The 23,957-nt window shown below is 61.7% G+C and carries 22 protein-coding genes and 1 pseudogene; 7 read left to right on the top strand and 16 right to left on the bottom strand.

Going from position 1 to position 23,957, the window contains the following annotated elements; genetic code table 11:
• Positions 1-7 precede the first annotated feature (7 nt).
• Complete coding sequence (locus NNX38_RS12920; protein ID WP_255798371.1) at positions 8-1,273, top strand: MFS transporter; 1,266 nt, start codon at positions 8-10, stop codon at positions 1,271-1,273.
• 55 nt (positions 1,274-1,328) lie between these two features.
• Here the strand turns inward: NNX38_RS12920 and NNX38_RS12915 are convergent, their stop codons facing one another.
• From NNX38_RS12915 to NNX38_RS12875, 9 genes are all read right to left on the bottom strand, one after another.
• Positions 1,329-2,537: an alpha-hydroxy acid oxidase gene (locus NNX38_RS12915; protein WP_255798370.1), complete on the bottom strand. Its 1,209-nt coding sequence runs from the start codon at positions 2,535-2,537 to the stop codon at positions 1,329-1,331.
• A gap of 448 nt (positions 2,538-2,985) precedes the next feature.
• Positions 2,986-3,417 (bottom strand): helix-turn-helix domain-containing protein, encoded by a 432-nt coding sequence (locus NNX38_RS12910; RefSeq protein WP_255766813.1) that lies wholly within the window; start codon positions 3,415-3,417, stop codon positions 2,986-2,988.
• Between the two features lie 5 nt (positions 3,418-3,422).
• Positions 3,423-4,007: a hypothetical protein gene (locus tag NNX38_RS12905; protein ID WP_255798369.1), complete on the bottom strand. Its 585-nt coding sequence runs from the start codon at positions 4,005-4,007 to the stop codon at positions 3,423-3,425.
• Positions 3,958-4,962, bottom strand: a complete 1,005-nt coding sequence (locus NNX38_RS12900) for a hypothetical protein (RefSeq protein ID WP_255798368.1) — start codon at positions 4,960-4,962, stop codon at positions 3,958-3,960. Before NNX38_RS12900 ends, NNX38_RS12905 begins: the two co-directional genes overlap by 50 nt.
• Complete coding sequence (locus NNX38_RS12895) at positions 4,959-5,453, bottom strand: hypothetical protein (protein ID WP_255798367.1); 495 nt, start codon at positions 5,451-5,453, stop codon at positions 4,959-4,961. Before NNX38_RS12895 ends, NNX38_RS12900 begins: the two co-directional genes overlap by 4 nt.
• Positions 5,454-5,611: 158 nt before the next feature.
• The gene (locus NNX38_RS12890) at positions 5,612-6,790 is read right to left on the bottom strand and encodes a hypothetical protein (RefSeq protein ID WP_255798366.1); all 1,179 of its coding nucleotides are present in this window, start codon (positions 6,788-6,790) and stop codon (positions 5,612-5,614) included.
• A gap of 194 nt (positions 6,791-6,984) precedes the next feature.
• Positions 6,985-7,596, bottom strand: a complete 612-nt coding sequence (locus NNX38_RS12885; RefSeq protein ID WP_255798365.1) for a phosphatase PAP2 family protein — start codon at positions 7,594-7,596, stop codon at positions 6,985-6,987.
• Between the two features lie 107 nt (positions 7,597-7,703).
• Positions 7,704-7,889, bottom strand: a complete 186-nt coding sequence (locus NNX38_RS12880; RefSeq protein ID WP_255798364.1) for a hypothetical protein — start codon at positions 7,887-7,889, stop codon at positions 7,704-7,706.
• Positions 7,890-7,962: 73 nt separating this feature from the next.
• Complete coding sequence (locus tag NNX38_RS12875; protein ID WP_255798363.1) at positions 7,963-8,472, bottom strand: hypothetical protein; 510 nt, start codon at positions 8,470-8,472, stop codon at positions 7,963-7,965.
• Positions 8,473-9,258: 786 nt separating this feature from the next.
• Here NNX38_RS12875 and NNX38_RS12870 point away from each other — a divergent pair.
• Complete coding sequence (locus tag NNX38_RS12870) at positions 9,259-9,672, top strand: hypothetical protein (protein WP_255798362.1); 414 nt, start codon at positions 9,259-9,261, stop codon at positions 9,670-9,672.
• A gap of 63 nt (positions 9,673-9,735) precedes the next feature.
• On the opposite strand, the pseudogene NNX38_RS12865 reads toward NNX38_RS12870, so the two are convergent.
• From NNX38_RS12865 to NNX38_RS12845, 5 genes and pseudogenes are all read right to left on the bottom strand, one after another.
• Positions 9,736-9,945: pseudogene (locus NNX38_RS12865) on the bottom strand (arginine deiminase family protein); the annotation flags it as partial.
• A 222-nt stretch (positions 9,946-10,167) separates the two neighbouring features.
• Positions 10,168-11,616 carry a basic amino acid/polyamine antiporter gene (locus NNX38_RS12860; protein WP_255798361.1) on the bottom strand — a complete coding sequence of 483 codons (1,449 nt, stop codon included), beginning with the start codon at positions 11,614-11,616 and terminating at the stop codon, positions 10,168-10,170.
• A 302-nt stretch (positions 11,617-11,918) separates the two neighbouring features.
• The gene (locus tag NNX38_RS12855; protein WP_255798360.1) at positions 11,919-13,181 is read right to left on the bottom strand and encodes an arginine deiminase; all 1,263 of its coding nucleotides are present in this window, start codon (positions 13,179-13,181) and stop codon (positions 11,919-11,921) included.
• A gap of 85 nt (positions 13,182-13,266) precedes the next feature.
• Positions 13,267-14,373: a hypothetical protein gene (locus tag NNX38_RS12850; protein ID WP_255798359.1), complete on the bottom strand. Its 1,107-nt coding sequence runs from the start codon at positions 14,371-14,373 to the stop codon at positions 13,267-13,269.
• Positions 14,374-14,383: 10 nt separating this feature from the next.
• A complete protein-coding gene (locus NNX38_RS12845) occupies positions 14,384-15,445 on the bottom strand; it encodes a restriction endonuclease (protein WP_255798358.1) in 1,062 nt (353 codons plus the stop codon).
• Between the two features lie 251 nt (positions 15,446-15,696).
• Between NNX38_RS12845 and NNX38_RS12840 the strand changes: the two genes are divergently transcribed.
• The gene (locus tag NNX38_RS12840; RefSeq protein ID WP_255798357.1) at positions 15,697-16,482 is read left to right on the top strand and encodes a hypothetical protein; all 786 of its coding nucleotides are present in this window, start codon (positions 15,697-15,699) and stop codon (positions 16,480-16,482) included.
• Here NNX38_RS12840 and NNX38_RS12835 read toward each other — a convergent pair.
• Positions 16,465-18,303, bottom strand: a complete 1,839-nt coding sequence (locus NNX38_RS12835; protein ID WP_255798356.1) for an N-6 DNA methylase — start codon at positions 18,301-18,303, stop codon at positions 16,465-16,467. The genes NNX38_RS12840 and NNX38_RS12835 overlap by 18 nt on opposite strands.
• A 388-nt stretch (positions 18,304-18,691) precedes the next feature.
• Between NNX38_RS12835 and NNX38_RS12830 the strand changes: the two genes are divergently transcribed.
• Positions 18,692-19,294 (top strand): nuclease-related domain-containing protein, encoded by a 603-nt coding sequence (locus tag NNX38_RS12830; protein WP_255798355.1) that lies wholly within the window; start codon positions 18,692-18,694, stop codon positions 19,292-19,294.
• A 142-nt stretch (positions 19,295-19,436) separates the two neighbouring features.
• Positions 19,437-19,739 (top strand): hypothetical protein, encoded by a 303-nt coding sequence (locus tag NNX38_RS12825; protein ID WP_255798354.1) that lies wholly within the window; start codon positions 19,437-19,439, stop codon positions 19,737-19,739.
• On the opposite strand, the gene NNX38_RS12820 is transcribed toward NNX38_RS12825, so the two are convergent.
• The gene (locus NNX38_RS12820; protein WP_255798353.1) at positions 19,736-20,332 is read right to left on the bottom strand and encodes a hypothetical protein; all 597 of its coding nucleotides are present in this window, start codon (positions 20,330-20,332) and stop codon (positions 19,736-19,738) included. The genes NNX38_RS12825 and NNX38_RS12820 overlap by 4 nt on opposite strands.
• 574 nt (positions 20,333-20,906) lie before the next feature.
• On the opposite strand from NNX38_RS12820, the gene NNX38_RS12815 reads away from it, so the two are divergent.
• Together NNX38_RS12815 and NNX38_RS12810 are read left to right on the top strand one after the other, a co-directional pair.
• Complete coding sequence (locus NNX38_RS12815; protein ID WP_255798352.1) at positions 20,907-22,385, top strand: DNA cytosine methyltransferase; 1,479 nt, start codon at positions 20,907-20,909, stop codon at positions 22,383-22,385.
• 145 nt (positions 22,386-22,530) lie between these two features.
• Positions 22,531-23,955 (top strand): ATP-binding protein, encoded by a 1,425-nt coding sequence (locus NNX38_RS12810; protein WP_370646470.1) that lies wholly within the window; start codon positions 22,531-22,533, stop codon positions 23,953-23,955.
• The last annotated feature ends 2 nt before the right edge of the window (positions 23,956-23,957 follow it).

Genomic DNA, 23,957 nt, shown 5'->3' with positions numbered 1-23,957 from the left:
CGTTTCAATGAAACGACCGTTACAGCCTTCTGTTCCGACCGCCGGCCCGCTCTTCGCGGTCGCCGCGGTGACACTTATCGCCGCGACCTACGGACTGGCACGGCTGGGCTACGGCCTGTTCCTGCCGGCCTTCTCCGCCTCCTTCGAACTGACCCCTGCCGTCGGCGGGCTGCTCTCCTCCGGCGCCTCGGTGATCTACTGCGTCTCCGCCGGGCTGGGGTTCGCGTACGCGCCGCGGCATCCGCGGCTGATGACCATTCTGGCGGGGTCGACGGCGGCACTCGGTTCGGCCGGTATCGCGGCGGCTTCGTCCACGGGGTTCTTTGCCGCGGCCGTGCTGCTGGCCGGGATGGGTGCCGGGTTCGCCTCCCCTGCCCTGGTGGAACTGGTGCAGCGCAACACGAAGCCGTTCTCCGCGGCGAAGCGACAGTCGGTGGTGAACTCCGGAACCGGCTTCGGCGTGGTCGCAGCCGGGCTGCTCGCACTGCTGCTGGGGCCCGCATGGCGGCTGGCGTGGGTGCTGATCGCGGTGATCGCAGTGGCGGGGATGATCGGGGTGCTGCTTGGGGACGTCTCGCGGGACCGCGGGAATGCGGGTCTTCAAGACGATGCAGAAGGTGCAAACGGGAACGACGACGCCGGGCAGCGGCAGCGCGGCGGAAGCCAGCAGCGGGGGCTCGGTCTGGGCGCGTTGAAATGGCCGCTCACTGCGGCGTTCATTTACGGCATCGGCTGCGCCGCGGTCTGGGTGTACGGACGCACCCTGCTCGAGGATCAGGGCGGCATGCCCGTCGCGCTGTCCGCCGGAGCCTGGATTGCCCTTGGCGTCGGCGGCGCGGCCGCAGTGCTGACCGCCCCCTGGCTGGCCCGGCACTCGATCCGCCTCACCTGGCCGGTCACGGTACTGGCCACCGCAGCGGCCACGGCGGGTATGGCCCTCGCACCGGGAAGTACCGGAATCTCCTTCGCCGCGGCTGCACTGTTCGGACTGGCCTACACCGCCGCGACGTCGGTCCTCATCATCTGGGCCACCGCCACGGCGAGCAGTAGTGCAGCCGGCACGTCGGCCCTCTTCATCAGCCTCATTCTGGGGCAGGCCGCCGGGGCAGCGCTGACCGGTGCCCTCATCGAAGCGTCCGATTTCGGGCTGGCCTTTGCCGTTGCCGCAGGGGCGTGCGGCGTCAGCGCTGCCGGGGCCATTGCCCGCACCCGAAACCACCACACGCCGGAAGACGACGGACTCCGGGCTGCCCCCTCCGACGCCGCGTCCTGACCGGTGGACCGGCGCCCGCGGATTGCAATTCCCGGCGGCGAGCGAGCCCTGCGGGTCACACGCTGCGGATATGCTCCGGACGCAGCTCGGCCACGCTCGTGACGCCGAGCAGCTGCATCACCAGGGTCATTTCGGTCCGCAGCAGCTCCAGGGTGCGTTCGGCGCCCTGCCGGCCGCCGGCCATCAGCCCGTACAGGTAGGCCCGGCCGATCAGCGTGAAGTCCGCGCCGGCAGCAAGCGCCGCCACGATATCGCCGCCGGACATGATGCCCGAGTCCAGGATGATCTCCGCTTCGGGTCCGACGGCGGCCCGGATGGACGGCAGGATCCGCAGCGGCACGGGGGCACGGTCCAGCTGTCTTCCGCCGTGGTTGGAGACCACCAGGGCGTCCGCACCGCGGGCCAGGACCTCGACGGCGTCGTCGGGCGTTTGGATGCCCTTGACGATGAGCTTGCCCGGCCAGGTCTCGCGCAGCCAGTCCAAGTCGGCGAGGTTCAGCGAGGGTTCGAACATGGTGTTCACGGTTTCGGCCAGGGAGACCCGTTCACCCTCGAAGTTGGCGAAGCCCAGCGGTTTGGTGGTGAGGAAGTTGAACCACCACTCGGGCCGGTAGGAGGCGTCCAGAATGGTTTTGGCGGTCAGGGTGGGCGGCATCGTCATGCCGTTGCGGGTGTCGCGGAGCCTGGCGCCGGCCACCGGGGTGTCCACCGTGACGATCAGCGCGCCGTACCCCGCCGCCGCGGCCCGCTGCACCAGTTCACGCGAACGTTCGCGGTCTTTCCAGAGGTAGAGCTGGAACCATTTGGCGGCGTCGGGCACCGTTGCGGCCAGTTCCTCGATGGAGGCGGTGCCCATCGTGGAGAGCGAGAAGGGCACCCCGAAGGCGGCCGCGGCCTGCGCGCCGCCCACCTCCCCTTCGGTGTGCATCAGCCTTGTCAGCCCGGTGGGTCCGATGCCGACGGGCAGGGCCGACTCGGTGCCGGCGATCTTGGTGCTCAGGTCCACGCTGGTCACATCGCGCAGCACGTGCGGCACGAATTCGATGTTGTTGAAGGCCTCGCGGTTGCGCTGGAGCGCGTGCTCCCCGAATGAGCCGCCGTCCACGTAGTCGAAGGCTGCGGCCGGGATCCGCCGCTTCGCGATGTCCCTCAGTTCCCAGATGTTGGTGGCCTTGGCCAGGCGGGCACGGCGGCGGTCCAGGTCGAGGGACTTGAACTGGACGAGATCGCGGAGTTCGGAGTACTGGGGAATTCGGCGCTTCATGGCTGCTTTCTGACTCGGCTTGGCGCCAGTCTAAGACGGCGGAACCGCCATGGAGCAGGAGTTGACCGATCGTTACGCGCAGCCTCAATGCCTTTTCGTTAAACAGCGAAGCCAGCGGAGGATATCCGCTGGCTTCGCTTGCAGCCTTCCACCGACCCCCCACAGGCAGCGGATGCTACAGATACAGCGCGCCGAAACGCGCCGACAAACGGGAACGGAGGCCTGTAGGCCTTCGAGGTGGAGACTTCGGCAGTGACCCCCCAGCCACAAATACACGAAGATTCCCCATCGGGCTCAGGATCGCTCTGTCCGCCGTTTATGAACTTTTCAAACTCGTCTCACACATGTGTGAGACATGGGTGAGACGCTACCACCGCTCGGTGTCCGGGTCAAAGTTTTACTCGACGTCGCGCAGGCCGCAGAAGGCCCCGGGACGGGAGGCGGAGGGCTAGTGATCCTCGTCCAGGATTTTCGCGATCGCCTTCAAGGCCTCCGGATCCACCGGACCCAGTGCCCTGGCCGCAAAGTTCCGCACCTCGGCACGGCGCAGGCTGCGGAGCAGCTCCAGCTCGGCCTCGACCCGCTCAGGCAGGTTTCCGTCTTCCTGCAGCAGATAGTCGGGGTCGACGTCGAAGACGGCGGCAATGGCGCGCAGGGCTTCCTCCGGAACCACCTGCTCCTTGCCGGATTTCAGCAGCGACCACCGGGTGCGCGAGAGGTAGTAGCCGGCTTTCTGCGCGGCGTCCCTAATTGTCGGGTAGTCAAAGGGCTTGCCGGAGTCGGACATGATGACGTCCAGCAGGAGATTGATCTTCCGGGCAAGCGTTTCGGCTCGTCGGATGCCCGCAGCACGCTCCGGGGGAAGATCAAAATCATTCACGTAGTTCAGCTCCATGTCATAACTGCGAGGAAACAGCAGAAGGTGGCCAGTCCCAGGGCCGCGCCGGACAGCGCTTCCCTCAGGGTATGTTCGCCGAGGGACACCCGGCTGAAGATCATCAACGGCGATAGTATCAACAGCCACGCCCAGCCCGCCCCGTATGTCGCGATTACCCAGAGCACGCCGAAGGTCAGGACGGACACGTGCGCCGAAACGTTGAGCCAGCGCCGGAAGAAGACGAGGCCCAGGTTGCCGAGCAGCAGCCCGGTCACCGTTTCCGGCACCGGGGAGGCCACGGGCAGGAGGTAGCAGACGACTGCGCCGGCCAGCATCAGGGCAGCCACCAGGGCGGCCCGCCAGCGGTCAGGGATCCCGCGGCGTCGGAACAGTCCCTTGGTGCCCTTGTAGATCGCCCCGGGCACCACGACGACGCCGGCCAGGAGCAGGAGCACGCCCACCGGTCCCAGCCCCGCCTCGATCCCCGCAGCAATGATGAGGACCGCCAGCACCAGGGCCGGCGGCAGGATTTTGGAGTACCAGCTAGCCGCCGAGGATAGCTGCGCGGCGGGCGGGTGTTCCCTTGTCTTCAATTCTTGTGCCTATCTCGTCAATGATGCGGGTCTCCTCCGGCGACAGCAGCCCGGGTTCCAGGACCCGGATGTCGCCGATGAAGATGAACCAGCGGTAGAGCTGGGTCTTGGAGGTGCGGGCGTTGAGGGATACGTTGGCCGCTTCCAGGGCCCGCGTGCCTTCGCAGGTCTTCATCAGGCGGCGCACGATCGGCCGCAGGGCGTCCAGATCCTCGGCACGACGACGGCGGTCGGCGGCGGCGGTTTTGAGGCGGGCGTAGGACGGCACCGCGAACCCGACCGCGAAGCCGAACATGGTCAGCGCCATAAGGATGCGGTAGCCGATGTAGAGGCCGAAGGACGCCTGCACGCCGGCGAATTCCAGACCGATGAGCAGCATTTTCACGGACACGGCGCCGACTCCGGCCAGGCACCCGGCGCTGAGGATGCTCAGGCCGACGCCGAACTCCCGGGATTCCCCGCTCTTGTCCCGGCGCAGGCATTCGACGCCGGTATAGCCGAGCACCACGCCGATCCAGGCAAAGAAGCTCGCCTGGTACGCTGCAATCGTGGGGATGGAGGCGAAGGTGTCGGTGAAGTTGGTGGCGGAGCCAGGGGTATCGGACACCAGCAGCAGGGTCGTCTGAATGACGGCCAGGACAACACCCATGCCGATCAGTGCCTTCACATGCCGCCCGCCGTCGTCGTCCGTTCTGCCGGTGGCCTTGAGCAGCAGGCGGCACAGTTCCGTCATTCCGGCACCCATGAGCAGGTGGACGATCAGGTTGAGCAGGTTCCGCTCCCCCAGCAGGGAATCGACGTACAGGTAGACCTGGTCAATGTTCAGGGTGGCGCCGATGGCCACCGCAGCCATGCCGGGCAGGATGCCAAGCTTCCAGCCGAAGCGCAGACCCACCAGCCGGATGATCACCAGCGTCCAGAGGGCGGCGGCCGGCATCATCTGCAGGGTGATCACAGGAAGGTCCGTTCAAAGGTGCTGGAGCTGTCGCGTTCCCGAGGCAGCAGGGCCAGCGAAAGGAGGTAGGCCACCTGCTCGGCGGCGCGTTCGGTTTCGTTCCAAGCCAGGGACCGCGCCAGCATCCGGCGGATTCCCTGGCGGCTGCCGACGTGCTGGAACAGGGACGGCATGGCCGTTTCCACTCCGCCGCATCCTTGGTGGCGCAGGAGGATGTGTCCGAACTCGTGGCAGGCGGCGTGGGTGCGGTGCAGCCGGTTGTCGCCGGAGGGCAGCAGGATGATCGACTTCGTGTCCTTCTCGATCCAGAGACCGGTGACGGAAGGAATCACGGCGGAGTCGATGTCGCGCAGTTCAATGGGTTTTCCGTGCGTCTTGGTCACGGCGGCCAGCAGTTCATCGAACGTGACGTGCTCGCCCAGCTGTAGGGCGGCGACGACTGCTTTTGAGGTGGCCCGTTCACCGGCGGACTTCCCGAATCGCGTTGTCATGAAACCCCCATCGTTGTTTCACACGTCTTTTTCGTGCCTGCTTATGTCCAATTTGTGTGAAGAGACTGCCCCTGACTTTATCGCAAACTGCGGCTTGGCCCCGGAGTGGGGCTGCCGGGGCCGGCTGTGGTCGCCTGTGGCCGCCTGTGGTCGCCGGGCTACCCGGCCTGGACGTCTTGGGGCGCAGTAGCTGCCTTCTCCTCAGGTAACCGCTCGAACGCAACGGCGTAGACGTCGGTCCCCCGCTTCCGGGCCCGGATGTTTCGGATCTGCCGGATGACAATGCACCCCACCAGAACCAGTGCCAGGTAACCGGCAACCGGGTACAGGACGTTGACGAGTTCCGCGAACGGCACCTGCGCCAACAGCACCGCAGCCACCGTGGCAATGAGGGCGAACATCTGTGCCCGGTTGCTCCTGTCGTTTGTCTCGATCCGGTTGATCGCCGTCCACAGCAGCGGAACGGCGGTGGTGTAAATGCCTGCGAAGAGGACCACCGAGAAGATGCTGCCCGCGCCGGAGAAAATCTGGTTGGCAATCCACAGCATGGGGATCTGCTTGTCATACACGTCACCGATGTTGGCCAGCAGCCCGAAAGCCACCACGGCAACCGCCGCCACAAACGTCATGGCTCCGGCCAATCCGGCGGTGACGGCTTCCCTGTCATTGCGGACTCGTGTGCTCAGGCTTGCAAGGAACGGGACCAGCATCAGGATCCCCAGTCCCGGGTAGTTGAATCCCGACACGGCCCAGTTCGGGGCCGCCTGCAGAACGTCGATGGTGGGGAGGGTATCCGCTGATGCCGCGATGCCCTGCGGGCTCCTGGCGATACCGATGATGCCGACGACGAGGCACAGGACGACGATGACGGGACCGAGTTTGGACACAATACCCACCAAGCCATCGAGCCCCATCATCACCGTCAGCAGCACTCCCACTGCCATCGCAAGGATTCCCACCTGACTGTTCCAGCCCAAGTGCTCGTTGAGCGCGGCACCGGCTCCGGAGAGCATGACTGCGAACAGGCAGAAGAAGAACAAGGGCGCAAAAACGCCGAAGAATTTGCCGATGTACTTTCCGCAGTAATACTCGAAGATCGCATTTCCGGATTTCAACCGGAGGTTGCGGCCATCGCGGAGAACCACCGCCGTGACGTAGGAATAAAGGCAAAAACTAATCACCAGGGCGCCGACTGCACCGGGCGCCCCGAAGGACGCGAAGTACTGCAGTGCCTCCTGGCCTGTGGCGAAACCGGATCCGATCAGGTAGGCAAGGATTGCCCCCATCAAGGTGATGACCGTGCCGGCCCGAACTCTCTTGGATGCTGTCTGAGTCATCCGTCCACATTATGACAAGCGTCACGGTGCCCCGCGTGGTTTCGGGTGTCAAAGCATCCGGATTCGGCGGGTTTGTATTTCGCTCATTCTTCTGTTAACTGGAACGGTCTATTAACGGCTAATTGCAGGGGCTAAAATCGTTAAGGGTTTGTAACAAGACTTATGACTGCAAGAAATGCTTTCCGAACCGCGGATTAGGGCAGCAGCATGGCGGCGGTGAAGGTCAGGCATCCGGCGATGTGTCCGGCCAGGACCTGCGTGGGTGTGTGATCGCCGAGCTTCACCCGGGACCAGCCTGTGGCCGAGGCCAGCAGCAGGGCCAGCGCCGCGCCGACCGCCGGGATGGGCGCAAGCAGGGCCAGCCCGACGTAGGCGGCGACGGCGGAATGCACCGAAAGCTTCCACACCAGGTTCGCTGCCAGGCACAGCATCATGCCGATAAAGACGCCGCCGATTTCGCCGAACATTGCCGCCGGGGCGTCCAGCAGGACCAAGAGCAGCGCGCCGATGCCCAGGGACACTGCGGAGGCTGCCAGGATCGGCGCCCGCTGGGTCCGCACGCCTACATGGTGGTCGGTCACCCTGCCACGCCGCTTCAACACCAGGATCCCGGCGAAGGGCAGCCCCACGGTGAACAGCGCCGCGACGATGCCCTGCAGCCAGGTCACGCCCGGACTGAGCAGCGGCTGCAGCAGCAGGAGGATTCCCACGAGGACGGCCGGGGCGGTGGTTTCGGTGACGATGCGCGCCAGGCGGGTGGAGGCGGTGGCGGCGCGTGGTGCGGTGGGCTGCAGGGTTTCGGGCATCCGTCGATTCTACTGGCGAGGGCCCGCGCCTACGGCAGGATGAGTTTCCACGGCTGGCCGAAGGACGAATCGGCAGCTCGGAGGTATGGCCCTAGGTGCGGGATGTTCTAGACGTAGGTAGTCGTGGTTGTGATGGACTGCTTCCTGCGGCGCGGCGAGATAACGAGGCGCCGCGTCAGCCGGAAAACTGGGCCGGCGACGGCGACGGGCCGGTCATTCAGCCAGTTCCAGAGAAGCTTCCCGCCTGCAATGGTCAGGTCGATCACGGCGGCGTAAATCGCGAGCCACCACATTACGAGAATGTAGTAGGCGAGCCGTACCAGCGTTACTCGGCCTCGGGATTCGGTCGTGGTGATGGTCTGCATGCTAGTTCACCCCGAGGGCCATATCGACAGAGATAACCTCGTCGTCCAGGGCGTAGCGGGCATCCTTGCGGACGGGCCACGATGCCGCGGTATTCTCCGCAGTGTCCTCGTTCGCCGCCTGTACACTGCCGTTGCTGCGGAGCATCCAAACGCCGCGTTCAGTGGTGCCGAGCGGGGTTTCGACTTCCAGGCCAACGACGGTGCCGTCGGCGTGGTCGGCGGCTGCAGAGTCGAGAACGACGTAGCCTTCACCGTCGCGGGGGAAGCCGCTCAGGACCGTTTCGATATCGGCGGGGTCCGCATCGTCGGCGACCTGCACAGGGGTCTCTTCTTCTGCGGGGGCGGGGGTTTCTGTTGCAGGTGCCGGTGCCTCTTCGGTGGCGGCGGGTGCGGGTGTCGCCGTCACGGGAGCCGGTGCCTCTTCGGTGGTGGTGTCCATTGCGGTGGCAATACCACCAATGACGGCCACAGCTGCAATGGCGATGATTGCCTTCTTCTTGTTCAGTGCCACTTGACTTCTTCCCTTTCGACGTTATTGACGTAAGCCTCTACGCCGTCGCCGTCGGTATACAGCGGGTTGATCTTGTAAGAGGACTTTCGCCGTCTGGTCAGTGCGTCACCGCTTTTGCGTTTTTATCGACGGAGATAAACGGCCCGCTATCGAGGGTCATAACCGCCCAGATTCCTATCTCCTCATCTCCTCCGGGCAGCTGGTATCGCATCGCGACCATGTAAGGGTCCGGATGGACCTGGGACCTAAGGGCCGCGCCTTCGATGGGGGTGATGGGCAGGTAATCTTCTGCCTCGTCCGCTACCCTGGCCAGCATTTCCGCCGAAACCGGGATGGGTGTTGCGGGCGTCCCCTCCGTAGGGGTGGGTTCTGTTTTCGTCGTGTCCGTAGCTGGCGGGCGTTTGTGCAACCTGCGTCGGCTCCGGTACGGGGGCGGTGTCTGGTTCATCCACCAGTGCCCCGCTCGCCAGCAACGAGGACAACGCCGACAACGAGCGCGACCGTTTTGCGTCCCCTATTCCTATGCTAGGGCGGATCATCAAGTGGTTGAAGGGCTTTGTTGGGAGGATCACGGGCTGAGGATGACCGGCGATTCCAGAGCAGCCTACGTACCCGGCGGCAGCGGAACCTTCGTAGCAGGTTAATAGATACCGTCCCGGATGATCGGGCAGGGCATGCAGTGCCCGCCGCCGCGGCCGCGGCCGAGTGTTCAGCTGCATGACGGCCCGTTTCACGAAAGGAGGGAACCAGGACTCACTTTCCCGAGAGCGGGCGCGACAATGAGGCATGGATGAACGCAGCGGGCTACTTAGAGCGGTGAAGGTGTTTCACACGTTCGCGTGGGTCACCATTGAAAGCTGCATGCTTTACATACTGGTCACCGGCGTCCGGAAGCTGTCAGACCGGACCGTAGGCGTCGCGGCCGCGGTGGTGGCCGCGGAGACCTTGATCTTCGCCGGCAACGTATTCCGCTGCCCGCTCACGGCGGTGGCACGCGATCTCGGAGACAGTACTGGATCTGTCACCGACATCTATCTCCCGCAGTGGCTGGCCAGAAATCTCCCCGCCATTCACGTCCCGCTAATCATTGCGGCAATGGTCCTTCACTGGCGGAACATCTCGGCACGGAAGGCTCCGGATGGAAACATCGAGCATGTTACCGACGCTGCCGGTGCTGCCCGAAGCCTGCCGGCTACGTAACCCCATGGGCGACGCCGGCGAGCTCGTGGTGAGCCCCCGCCCGCCCGCCACGCGCCGTCGTCGTTAATCCAGGCCATCCCGGATGATCGGGCAGGTCATGCAGTGCCCGCCGCCGCGGCCGCGGCCGAGTTCAGCACCGACAATCGGGATGACCTCGACGCCGGCGTTCCGCAGCGCCGCGTTGGTCTGCGTGTTGCGGTCATAGGTGAACACCACGCCGGGCTCCAGCGCGACAGCGTTGTTCGCGCTGTTCCACTGCTGGCGTTCGGATTCCGGATGGAACAGATGGATGGCCTGCATCAGCAGGATTACGTCGTGCCCGGCCGGCCAGTAGAAGATTCATAGCGGCGGCAGCAGGTACCCGGGTCGGGCCCGGCAGGTCTTCACGGTTGGTCGGCGTGAGCCGTTCGTGGGTCAGACCCGGGGCACAGACCAAAACCTTGCGCAGCTTGCCCACCTCCGGGTGCATACCGCAGGACGCGGCACGCCCTCCGCTCAGAGCGCTATCCAGCCCCGGGTCAGGGCGAGCACGCCTGCAACGGCTCCTGCCAAAGTAATGAGGAAAAGAACAAGCTCCCCTCCCCGGAAAACGCGCTGCCCCTGTTCACGGCGGGCAATCACGAACAGGACGGTGGCGGGGGCGTAGAAAATCATCGAAAGCAGCACCAGGGGCAGCCCGGCGGCATAGACCAGGAACACAGAATAAATGGTGGCAATGACGGCAATGACCAGGTCGCCCCGCCGGGTGCGGCTCGGGGCTCCTTCATACGTTTCCCCGCTCCAACCGAGCTTGAGGGCGTAGAGGGCCGCGAAAAGGAGGGAAAACAACGTCAGGACCGCGGTCATGTCCAGTGCGAAGTCGAAGGCATCCCCGGAGAAGTAGGTGATGACCATTACCAGCTGGCTGAGCAGGGTGCTCAGCAGCAGGGCGTTGACCGGGACATCGTCCTCACTGACCCGGGACAGGAACCGCGGCATGTCCTTCTCCCTGGCGGCCACGTACAGGACCTCCGCTGACATCAGGCTCCAGGCCAGGTAAGCCCCCATCACCGAAATGATCAGGCCTGCGCTGACGAACACCACCCCCCAGGTCCCCACTCCCGCTTCCAGGACACCCGCCATGGATGGTTGGCGCAGCTCGGCGAGCTGTTCCATCGGCAGGACGCCGTAGGAAACGATCGTGACCGAGGCAAAGATGGCAAAGACGCTCAGAAATCCGAGGACGGTGGCCCGGCCAACGTCCTCCCGCCGTCGGGCATGGCGTGAATACACGCTGGCACCTTCGACACCGAGGAAAACGAAGACCGTTACCAGCATCGTGTTGCTGACCTGCTCGAACAGCGGCCCCGTATAGTCCGCACCGGTAAGGTTTCCCGCGAAGACGGCGGGGTCGAACAGGAAGACAGCAAACAGCACGAAGACCAGGATGGGAACAACCTTGGCGATCGTGACTATCCGGTTAATGGCCGTGGCTTCTTTGATCCCGCGCCTGATCAGGAAGAAGAATCCCCACAGCCCGGCCGAGGACAGCACGACGGCGAGGAGGGTGTCCCCTGCACCCAGCTGCGGAAACAGGGCTCCCAGTGTGGACATGGTGAGCACCCAGTAGGTGACGTTTCCAACACAGGCGCTGGCCCAGTAACCCGCTGCGGAGAAGAAACCCACGTAATTTCCGAAGCCGGCCTTGGCGTAGGCGAAGACCCCCGCATCAAGGTCTGGTTTGCGCATGGACAGCCGCTGGAACACGAAAGCCAGCATCAGCATGCCGGAACCCGCAATCAGCCAGGCGACCAGCGCACCCCACACCCCGGTTTCCTCGGCGAAGCGCTGGGGCAGGGAAAACACCCCGGCCCCGACCATGGACCCGATCACCACAGTGGTGAGGGTCAGCAGGGAGAGTTTGGCCGCTGGGGCTTTGTCCCCTGAAGCAGGCGCATTAGACACGGTTCTTTTCCAATCGGATGTTGCGGCCACTGAGGCAACACCGCTTAGACATCTGTGGAGGGACGGACCGCTTCCTGCGGAGGCTCCTCCGTCAGCGGCTCACCATAATCCTCTCAGAGGGAGACGGCAGGGTCCGAATCGGTGGCCAGCACCTCGAGACAGTTGCCGAAGGGGTCCCTGCAGTGGAAAGGCGTGCACCCGTCAGAGATGGTGCGTTCACGTATGTCCAACTTGAAACCGTGGCCGGAATTTCGATGTCGGGCGTGGCCGCGGTCAAGTGCCAGCCGCCGCCGTCGTCGTCGTTAGTCCAAGCCATCCCGGATGATCGGGCAGGTCATGCAGTGCCCGCCGCCGCGGCCGCGGCCGAGTTCGGCCCCGACAATCGGGATGACCTCGACGCCGGCGTTCCGCAGCGCCGCGTTGGTCTGGGTGTTGCGGTCATAGGTGAACACCACGCCGGGCTCCAGGGCGACAGCGTTGTTCGCGCTGTCCCACTGCTGCCGTTCGGAGGCGGAGTAGTCGCCGGCGGTCTCGACCAGTCGCAGCTTTTTGTAGCCCATGGATTCGGCGACCACGTCTACGAAGCGGCGGTCGCGGTGGTCCCGCACCTCCAGGCCGGGGCTGCGGTCCGAGGGGTGGATGGTGAAGGCGTGGATGCCGTCCACGATGGCCGTGTGGATGGTGGCCAGGTCCCGGTCGGCGAAGGTGAACACTGTGTCCAGGTGCATCGCGGCCCGCAGCTTGGGCATGCCGGCCACCACGATCCGTTCGGCGGCCTCGGCGGCGAACAGCGACTGCGCGAGCTGGGTGATGGCCTGGCGGGAGGTGCGCTCCCCCATGCCGATCAGCACGGTGCCGTTGCCCACCGGCATCACGTCCCCGCCTTCCAGGTAGGCCTGGCCCCAGTCCTGTTCCCCGTCGCCCCACCAGACGGTGGACGCCGCGTACTCCGGATGGAACTTATAGATGGCCTGCATCAGCAGGGTCTCGTCGTGCCGGGCCGGCCAGTACAGCGGGTTCAGCGTCAGCCCGCCGCCGACCCAGCAGGTGGTATCGCGGGTGTACAGCGTGTTGGGCAGCGGCGGCAGGAGGTACTCGGGCCGGCCGGAGGATTCCCGGGCCAGGGCGATGTAATCGGTGCGGTAGTCGGCGGGAAGGTCCGACGTCGCGAGCCCGCCGATGAGGTAGCGTGCCAGGTCCGCTCCGGTCAGCGAATCCAGGAAGGCCCGGGTGCCGGATACCAGGCCCAGTCCGACCCGGTTGGCGATGATTTTGCGGTCCAGCAGCCAGGTCCTCACCTCGGGCAGGTCCATGGTCTGGCCCAGGAGATCGTGCAGTTCCACCACGTCCACGCCGTGGTTCTGCATCTTGGTGACGAAGTCGGCGTGGTCGCGCTGGGCGTTTTCGACCCACATCACGTCGTCAAACAGGAGGTCTTCCCGGTTGGTGGGGGTGAGCCGTTCGTGGGCCAAGCCCGGAGCGCAGACCAGGACCTTGCGGAGTTTGCCGACCTCCGAGTGCACCCCATAGGCGGTGGTGTTCGGCGTGGAGGTGGGGGAAGGCATGGGGAACTCCTTTATCAGCAGGCTTACCCTGCATCCTTGCAGAAGGAGGGGCCGGTGCCGAATCGGTTGGATCCCGCCCTCGAGGTCAGGACAGAGGCCCGGGGCTTTCCGAAACCGATCCGCTCCCCCAAAGGAACCTCAGAGCACGCAGCCCACGGCGCACGGATTCCTCGTCCAGTGACGCCAGAGAGACATTCGGACGGCGGGTGGTGAATCTGCTCGCGCGTAGATTCCTACCGACGTCGGCCAGTCCAGGAGTGCTTTCCATCTCGCGCAGGAATGCTTCGATTCCGGCATCCGGCGGCCATTCGCCGCCGGGCAGACGAGACATGGGGATGAGGCTGAACTCCACCGAAGTGCCCTGCCCCGAGAAATGGAACAGGGAGACGGAACCGAGCCGTCTGCCCTGCGCATCGTGGATCTTCAACCCGCCCGACGGGCTGACTGCTTTGGAGCCTTCGAAATCCAACCCCAGTGCTGCGGTCTCGTTGATGAATGCCAGGAAGTTCGGCATCGACGCCGGTTCGTTGTCTTGCAGCCACGCCCGGTACGTCTCCGTGTCCCACACCGTCCGGTCACGAGCGGCCGACGCCGCCTTCGCCTCTGCCAGTTCCTTGCCGTAGGTTTGGGCCATCAGCATCTCAATCGTCCCCTGGGTAAGCCGGGCATATTCGACGGCGATGATCGATGTGTCCGGCCCGGACATGGCGTTGAGGTATTCGGTCATCCTCTTCAGCGGCTCGTTGATTGCGTCGACCGCCAGAACAATCCGAAACCGGCCCTGCGTGAGATTCTCCGCGACGAAGTCACGAAGCCGGACACCGTCGTCGTCGGCCGGGAACGGCGACTGACCGGTGCGGTCCTGCCATCGGGCGTCAAAGTCCTCGATTCCCATCTTCCACAGACGCGAGGCGTAGTCGAACATCTGCCCCACGATCTCGCGCCGAATTTGTGGGTTGCTGGCCAGCTTGCACTCCACGAGCGTCACCTGTCCGTCGGCATCCACAACGACCACGTCGGCCGGCCCGGCTGTCGACTGGAACTCCCGGCAGGTCACGGCGTCGGCGCTGACACCCGGGATTAGCTCCGGGTATTCCGCGAGGATCTGTTGCAAATCCGCTTCAGCGGCGTACCCGGCAGGGTCCGGCTCGCGCCAGGTGCCGTTCGGCTGCCGGATGAGGATCTGTCCCATGTCCCCCGGTTTACCCGGCTTCGTCGGCCAGCGTCCAGATCTGTTTGAGCGGAAGTTCGCGTCGCACCCGGGCAGGGAGGGAGCCGTAGTGCTCCTGCAGCTGCGCCACCACTTCATCAGCGTCCCAAACCCGAATGGCAAAGCGTTGGGATTCCAGCAGTTTCCTGGCCTGTCTGGTGAGACCGCCCCACGCTACGAGCAGGCCCTGGTCCGCGCCGTGGATTGCCAGCGAACCGTGCAGCTGCGAGACGGTAGGCGAATCCACCGGCGATGCCTGGCTTTTCACTTGCACAATCAACCGTGGCGGTTCGAGGCCGAGGATTCCTTTCCCCGCCACAATGTCGATCCCATCGTCGGTTCCTTCACCGTGCTCAGTACACACGTAACCCGCGCTCCGGAGGATATCGGCGATAAGCCCTTCCATCTTGTGTCCGGAGAAGGCCTCGATGAGCCGGCTCGCGATGGAGTCAGCGGCGTACCGCGAGACATCCACCGGGGGTTCTACGAGTTCGGGGTCATCCATCCTGACTGAGGGAATTGAGGGGGTCGGAACAAGTACGGGTTTGGATGAACCCACGCGCGCCCCTGGATCGGATCCTCCTGAAATGCACGCGCGAAGCCGGTATTCGGCGTCGTTACGCTGGATTTGGCAAACTGTAGAGAAGGCACCGAGGGAGTACAGCAGGTCCTGCTTGATCCGCGATCGGGCGAGATCGGTGACTTTCCACGTCACCCGGCGCACATGCCTGCGCTGAGGGTCCGGATCGTCTAAGTAGGTGTACTCGCTGTCGATGCTGCCAATGGCGACCTCCGAGGTTCGCTTCAAGGGCATCACAACCAAGTCGCCTATTTCCATGCGGTCCTTCAGCGCCCACAGCTGTGCCGCGAAATTCTTTACAGCGCCGCTCGAGCTGTTGGGAATACCTTGGCTCACCTTGCGCGCCACATCTTCGCGAGTGGCGCAATCGGTTAGAGAGTCGACGTCGCCATATCCAGCGCCCGTGTAACCGTTATCCAAGGCCCATTGTTCGCGCTCTCCTGCGCTGCCAGCCCTCACCATCCATGCCGCCATGGAACCTCCCCTAGCCGATGCCGTCGAGGCATTCTACGTCACCGTTAGAGGGATCAGTCTGCGTTGAAATTTGACAACCCAAGTAACAGTTGCAACGCTCGGAGACGTTCAGACGCCATTCGGCAGACCTAAACCACCTAAGTCCCCAAGTAACAGGGCGACCTAAGCGTAAGACTTCAAACGCACTTCACCTTCAGGTCCTGAAGCAAAACCGTCAATACTCCCGATAACACTGAAAAGAGATTTACAAAGTGAGCGATGGATCGTATGCGACCCTGACACCAAAACTCCAAGAGACCCTTTCGGAGATGCGGACCCTATTCGTGAGCGACCCGGAACATGCTGTTAGAAGCCAGTCATTCATTAAGCGCTTCCACGGCCACATTGCTAGCGAACTTCGTACCAGCTTGACTCCTGCCGCGATCAAAGCAGGTGTGAAAGTGGTGGAAGAAGCCAAGATCTTTGGTTCTTACAAGTCAAAGGACGTGGACGTCGCGGTCATCCACCCAACAAACGGGCCTCTGATGATGGTAGGGGTACGCAGCCAGATGAGCTCGGTTGGGAAAAACGTTCTGACGTACTATCAAGACATTGTTGGGGAAGCGATTAGCCTGCAGGAACGGTTTCCAATGACGACTGTCGGCTATGCGTATATTCATCCTCTAAAGGTCGTCCCCTGGACAACAAAGAAGGGCACCGAAACGAAGGCCGAAAACCCGAACCATGCTCGTTTCGCACGTATGTATGCTTCGATTAGCGGACGAGACGACCGCCTTTATAAACATCAGACTGGGACATACGACCAATTTTCCTACAGTGTCGTAGATTTCCATTCTGATCCGGTCGGGCTTCGTGACGACATCGTCTCGGCTGCGGTGCCAGAAGTGGATATGTCCATCGCAACGTTCGTTCCGCGGTTGATCTCTACGTTTCATGTTCGAAATATATGGATGGACGACATCTTTATATCCCCTGATTCAGGGGAATATCCCTTGGAAGACGTCGACGTCGCTACGAAGTTAGACAGCCTTCAATGATTTAGGTTCGTGAGAGGACTTCCTCCAGTTACTAAGTGCTTCGATTCCTTCCCAGATAGCATTGCAACCACTACGCCCCACAAGGGCGACTATGCTTTGGTCTCCGGACGCGTAGGCCGTATCGATCTCGTTACTACACAGTGCTTGATTAAGTGATTCTTCATCCCGATTACGAATCACGCTATTCTTTAAGACGTGGACTGAGTCTGCTTCTCTAGGAACAGCTATCATCACCCCTCCTCCCAGCGAGTGAATTTCGAGTTCAACACTGAGGAGTGTCAAGGCGGAATACCAAGATGCTGCGAAATCCGTGGCGGATTCCCCCGGTCGCAAGGTTCCTGCAAGGATACTGTTAGATGCTGCCCAACCACCATCATTGATATAGAGCTTTGGTTTATCGCTAAACGTTGTTAGCAGCAGGTCAGGGATTTTTACACCAGGCACTACATACCAAGGTCGGCGTATACGGCATTTGTAGCCGAGATGAACGCCCTCCTGCTCTCCATGCATGACATACTCCTCTTCTGAAGCCGTTAGTTTACCGGTTGGTAACCAAAGGAAGTTCTCAGGTGAAGACGTAGATGTTCGGAGACCTCCCAATTTCAACTGCCGGGAGTTCACGACCGTGGGCTGAAGCGACTCATGCGGCAGAGAGTAGCGCTCAACAGAATTCTGGTCGGGGTGAAAAAATCCCTTATGCCCAGATACGTATCCGATATTAAACTTTGCTCTCTTCAGGGAACGTTCTGAGTGACTCAGCAGCGCGTCATATGCCTCTCGTGATTCCGTGGAGAGAAGTGCACGTTGAAATACACGCTCGCCCCGCACAATATCGTTAATTTTCAGCTCTCGCCCCCCGAACAGTTCTGGCCCACTGAGTTCCGGGATCTTATCTAAGGGATAAAAATCGACATGCGCGGTAGTTTCGCCTTTTCGATCCGCCAATAAAACCAGTACATTCTGGAGTAGATCAGGGAAAACACGATCTTTGAAGCGCAAGACTTGGAGTCGCCCATAATTTCGCCCCAGGAAATCCCATAGAGGCCTTGCATATCGTACGTATGTGAAGTCTAACGGAAGAACTAAAGCGAGTCGTCCACCAATTTTTAAGTGCGTCGTGGATTTGGCCACAAACGGCAACCAGGCGCTTCCAGCAGGGTCCATGGGGGCGCCCATTGTTGATTCCGCAGCCTGAAGAGCGGATGCCGCCAGCTCGTCATTAAGTGCGCGCACCCTCACGTAGGGGGGATTTCCAACCACTACATCCACCGGCGGTATATCCCTTTCCGAGAGGAAGTCAGCCACTCGGATTGACTGCGGCGCCACGATACCCGCTTCCACTGCGCTGGCCGCTGTGGCTCTATCCAACTCGACGGCGGTCACCCGGGGCTTTTCCCACCCTCGGCGCGTTGCGTAGGCGTTTGCGGTCCGCACAAAAGAACCGTCACCGAGGCTCGGCTCCAGCCATGACTCTCCGTTCCCCCTCAGAGCCCATTCCACCATAAACGCAGTTGCATCATCAGGCGTGAAATAGGACCCCAGTGATCGCCTCGTTGAGTCCAGCATCGGGACAGACATTGACGTCCTTTCCTTCCTAATACTCAACATCCTTGAGAATTCGATGATTTCGTCAGCCGAATAAACATTTCCGTGCATTACTGCAACTGGGCTCGGCATTTTTAGTGGATCACCATCAGCAGGATGAAGTTTTGCCCTACTTGCCCATACCTTAAAGGCGTTCACCGAGATTCCGAGGATCGCGGCAGCGCGGCGGTTATCGACTAATCCATTGACCGGAACCAACTCAGCGTCCTCTTCCACATCCTGACTGTAACACAGTGTTACAGTTTTCCTTGAGTTGCGACTGGGTGTCCTCTGTGTGTTCATATCCGTAGCTAAAGGCACAGCACTACAAAATGCCGGTTAACGAATCCTGCTGTGCACAACATCACCCTGTGGTGGTACAAATTTGATTTCCCGAGGACGAGTAGAGGTCACTCGACCACACTCGGATGCCTGAGTCTGAGCTGGGTTGGGTGGAGGCATTCCTTGCCTTCTCGGCGGGGAGTGTGTATTAGTCACGCGAGGTGGCTCGGTCGCTCTCCCGCGAAGAATTGCGCGGTCGGCGAAGCCAAGAGTCTTTGTCTCGGGCAGATTTCCTGACAAATCCCCGGCACTAGCCGGACGATAAGGGGGAATCGTGCGCTGCATGCCGGAAGAGCCCGACTTTCAGGACGGACACCTAGCCGAACAGGCGGTCTGGAACGCCCTGCACGCCCAGCTGCGCGACGACGTCGTGCTGGCGCACTCGGTCCAGCTGCGGCGCTGCCGCGCCGAACACGAAATCGACATCTTGGTCCTCTGGCCCGGCATCGGCGTCGCGGTCCTCGAGGTCAAGGGCGGCAGGGTCTCCGTGGACAACAGCCAGTGGTACCAGAGCGACAGGACCGGTAAACGCCAGATGGAAAGTCCCGTCGCCCAGGCCCAGAGCGCGCAGCACGCCTTCAAGGACTGGATCGGCAGCCGCCTCGGCACTCCCCTGACCAGCCGCATCACCTACATGGCGTGCTTCCCCTACTCGGACGTCTCTGCGGACTGGGAGATGGCCGGCACGCCGCGCAGCCTCGTCGTCGACCAGGGGGAGCTGGCAAACAACTGCGCCGCAAAAATCCGGGGCGCTATCCAGACGGAAGGGCAGGGGTCCGTACCGCTCTCCCCCAAGTACCTCGAGCGCATCCTCCCCCACCTCTCTGGCGATCTGACCCCGGCAGGCCGTCCGGGTCTGGATGCCGCCGAGCTGGAGTACCACTAGGAACGGCTCACCACCCGGCAGAAGGTCTGGCTGGATTCCACCCGCTCGATCACCCGCGCCCGCTTCGTCGGCGGCGCCGGCAGCGGCAAGACCTGGCTCGCCGTCGAGAAGGCCAAGCTCCTCGCCAAAGGACGGCCAGCGCGTGGGGCTGTTCTGCTACAACAAGGGGCTCAGCGTGCACCTGCCCCGCGAGGTCGACGCCTGGAAGCAGGCCCGGCCCGTATTCCTGGGCGAGTTCCACGACTACGTGCAGTCCCTGGGCGTGCCCGACGGGTCCGGGCAGGAGTACTTCGACGAGGAGATGCCGCGCCTGCTCAAGGAACTCGCCGATGTCCTGCCGATCGAGGAGAAGCTGGACGCCGTCGTCGTCGAGGCCCAGGACTTCGTCCCGCGGCGGGAACGGGCTGCCGGTTCGGCTTGTCGAAGTTCCATATCAGATAACTAAATGCCAAGTATTCGAGCCATGGCCGGAATGTCAGAAGGAGTGACTATGCCAAGCGGTTTCTCGTGCGTCTTTCCCGAATCAGTGATAAGTATAGCTACTGGTGGGGCAGTTTGACTATCCCCGGCGAAAATTTTCAGCGCATCGGCGACCCGCATGTTTTTACCTTTTATAAGCACTGCATCCCTGGGCTCGGAAGCGGAATCAGATACGTCGGAAACAGACACATCGTCCGCTAGATATCCTTGGCTGACTTCATACTGATTCGCCAACCACCGCGCCACTGCATTAGTGGTGATGAGACCCAAATCCCCGTTCTCGCGCCAAAACGGCGTCTGTGAATAGTTGTGCGGATCACCCACCAACCCAAGGAAAACAGACAATCTATCATTTGCGACGAGTGTCTGGGGCGGCACCAAGCGTAATGCCGGGAGAACCTTGGGAGGGTTTTCGATAATGTCCACTTGATCTTCAATCCAGCGAACAGTTTCTTCCCGAGGGTTGGCGTACGGTTCATCGGTTTCGCTATAAGGCGTGTGGGCTATGGCGTTCCTCAAATCGGTCAAGTCAAGCAGTTTCTCCACTTGTTCTCGCACTAGCCGCCTATCATTTTTGACGAGCCTAGCGAACCCAACCTCATTCCCCACCCCCTGGCGCTTTCGCAGAATTGCTTCTATCTTATGATAAGCATTCAAGAATCTACGTGCCGAATCAAAACGGCTTTCTGTATTTGTGGACATTTCTCTCCCAATATAGGCGATGAACCGCGCTGACGTACCTGAACGAGCCGCTTGCCTCACCAGTCAATGAGGCCCCAACTGAGCACGCTAGTCGCGGAAGAGGCATGGTGGCCATACGGATCTGCTCCAAATAACAAATGAAGGGCACGACTCCGCCCTGACTCTCCATCGACGGTTGGCGCCTTGGTGAAGGAGATCCAGCAGTCTCATCTGTTCTGTTGCGGGGAGGGGCGCGGGGAGTAGCTGCGTACCGCCAGATGCCAGTTTGGCGGCAAGGAGGCCAGTGTTTACCCTTCATCCCTAAGGTGATGAAACTGTCAGTGCTGCGATGTTCACTGGGGTGAAGGTGAACGGGCCGAGCCGGTAAGATTACAAGGCTCCACGTTCCTGCCTGGTAGCCTGGAGAGCCGTACTGATTTTGGAGGACCCCGTGATTCCCATCGTTGACATTTTTGCTGGCCCTGGTGGCCTAAACGAAGGCTTCTCCAGCATCCGAGATGAGGATGGCAACCGGGTCTTCCAGACGGTTCTGTCGATCGAGATGGAGACATCGGCAGTAAAGACCCTGACCCTGCGCGCAGCTCACCGGTTCCTTTCCGATTTACCTGAAGGTCAACCTGAGATCTACAAGCAGTTCCTCGCCAAGGACGTCACCTACGACGAGATGCGATCAGCCCCCGAGGTGGCAGCGGCTTTCGAACACGCAGAAGAAGAAGTCCGACAGTTCACCCTGAGCGAGGACAGCCGTCCAGAGTCGGACACGTTGATTCGGGAATCGCTTCAGGATGCCTCTGAATGGGTCCTGATCGGTGGACCACCGTGCCAGGCCTACTCCATGGCCGGACGCTCCCGGCGCAAGCACGACGTCACCTTCAAAGACGACCACAAGCACTTCCTGTACAAGGAATACCTGCACATCATCACCGAGTTCCGCCCCGCGGTCTTCGTGATGGAGAACGTAAAAGGGATGCTCTCGTCCAAAAGCGGGGACGGCAAGATTTTCGAGCTCATCGAACAGGATCTGCGAGCACCTGGCTACGATCTCCACTCCATGGTGGTCAACAGCGACACCGGGGAACTCAAACCCTCCGACTTCATCATCAAGTCAGAGCTGTATGGAATTCCCCAGAAGCGCCACCGGGTAATCATCGTAGGCCTGCGCCGGGACGCCCAGCTTCCGGCCCCAAAGGCCCTTGAACACCGCGAACCCGTAACTGTTCAGGATGCTATCTGGTCTCTGCCCCACCTGCGCTCGGGCATTTCCCGCCGTCCGCATGCCACGTGGGAGGACTGGGCCACCATACGCGAGCAAGCGCACCAGTTCTTGCAGGCGCTTCCGGGTAAAGAGCGGGCGTCCGCTCCCAGCCCTTACGAACTCGACACCAAGTCGACATCCGTCCGCCCCCCGGAGCCCTTCGATAAGGCCTCCGCAGCAGGTGAGCTCCAAACATGGCTCCGTAAAGATGCTGCGCCTGTTACGTGGAACCATGAAGCCCGTGGCCACATGCTTGAAGATTTGGTTCGCTATTATCTGCTGGCTGCGCTGGTGACGGCCGACGGTTCGAGCCCGAAGGTGCGCAGCCTGCCGGCTGCCCACTGGCCCAAGCACAACAACATCAACAACGTGGTGGTGCCCTTCGAGGATCGGTTCCGGGTCCAGGCGTGGGGGAAACCTTCATCCACTGTCGTGTCTCACATCGCCAAAGACGGGCACTACTACATTCACCCCGACCATGAACAGATGCGAAGCCTCACCGTCCGTGAAGCAGCGCGGCTGCAGACCTTCCCCGACAACTACGTCTTCCTGGGGAATCGGACTCAGCAGTACACGCAGGTGGGGAACGCGGTTCCACCACTATTGGCATCGAAAATTGCACAGCGTGTGGCCGAAGTTATGGGATACAGCTGAGCAGCATCCCCCAAGCACCCGATGGGGTTTCCTAGAACAGGAATGTCAGTACGAGAGGATAGTCTGATCCTCATAAGTACTAATCGCATTTAGCTCTGGGGGACGCTTGACGGACGCGATCACACTGCTGCCTGGACCGCAGCTCATGGAGTCCATGAGGGCTGTCGGGTACAACTTGGAAACCGCGTTGGCCGACCTTGTCGACAACTCGATCACAGCCGGCGCAGCAACGGTGGACATTCGGTTTTCTGCAGTAGGTGAGCCCTACGTTGCCGTCATCGACGACGGCTTGGGGATGACCGCCTTGGAAGCACAAGATGCCATGCGTTTGGCAGGGAATGACTCGCGGAACCTGCGTGCGAGCCACGATCTCGGACGGTTCGGCCTCGGACTCAAAACCGCATCCATTTCCCAGTGCCGCAAGCTCACCCTGGTGACAAAACAACGCAGCGAGATACATGCTTTCCGCTGGGACTTGGATTATCTCAGCAGCTCCTCTAGCTGGAGTCTCTTGCGGCTTGCACCGGAAGAATACCAGGCGCTCCCGGAGTATGCGGCGTTGGAGACATTGGATCACGGGACCATGATCCTCTGGCAGGATCTTGATCAGCTCGAAAACAGTAGTGGAAACTCAATCGCGTCCATGGATGAAGCCATGCTGCGTGCTGCCTCCCATTTGGGACTCGTTTTTCATCGATTCCTAGCGGGCGAGCATGGACGGCAGCTCGATATCCGTATGAACTTCACTTCTGTCCCTGCGACTGACCCCCTGCTCAAGGATCACAAAGCTACCCAAATTGGTCCGCTGGAACGCATATCTCTGGACCAAGGCACTATCGAACTGCGTCCCTATACTCTGCCTCACCTGAACATGATGTCGCCCTCGGACCGTAGGAGGGCCCATGTAAACGGCTCATTGCGCGACAGCCAGGGTTTCTACATCTACCGGGCAATGCGCCTTGTTATCTGGGGAACTTGGTTCCGTGTGGCTCCGAAACAGGAATTGGGCAAGCTGGCTCGGGTGCAAGTAGATGTTCCGAATTCCTTGGATCATCTGTGGTCCCTAGACATCAAGAAGGCCCAAGCGGTACCTCCGCCCGTCATTAGGGACCGGCTTCGCGCCGTTGCAGCCACCATTGTGGGCCCGAGCCAGCGCGCGCACACCTATCGCGGGCGAACAGAGCGCAGTCCCATCACACACATCTGGAATGCCGTCTCTGACGCTGAATCGTTCCGTTACGAGGTCAACAGAAATCACCCTGCACTGATCGCGCTCAGCAGCACGTTCGATCGTCATGAGTCGGCTGCCCTGGAAACCGTTCTGAGTCTCATGGAGCGAACGTTTCCCATCGAGGATGTTTACAACAAGATGGGGCAGGACCTGTCCCACTCCGGCGCGGAGGTGCAGGACCAAGACCTTAGGGATTTGGCAAGGGCGCTCTGGGGACAGCTTCAGACCACGCTCGCCCCGGAAGCCTTTGTCAAAGCCATGCTCACCTCGGAACCGTTCGACAAACACCCGCGCGCCGAAGCGGCCCTCCGTGAAACTTCCTACGGGACGGAGTTCTAGAA

Origin of the sequence: Arthrobacter sp. zg-Y238 (genome assembly GCF_024385525.1) — a bacterium.
Taxonomy (GTDB): Bacteria; Actinomycetota; Actinomycetes; order Actinomycetales; family Micrococcaceae; genus Arthrobacter_B; species Arthrobacter_B jinronghuae.
This window is presented reverse-complemented; position numbering and strand designations above follow the sequence as displayed.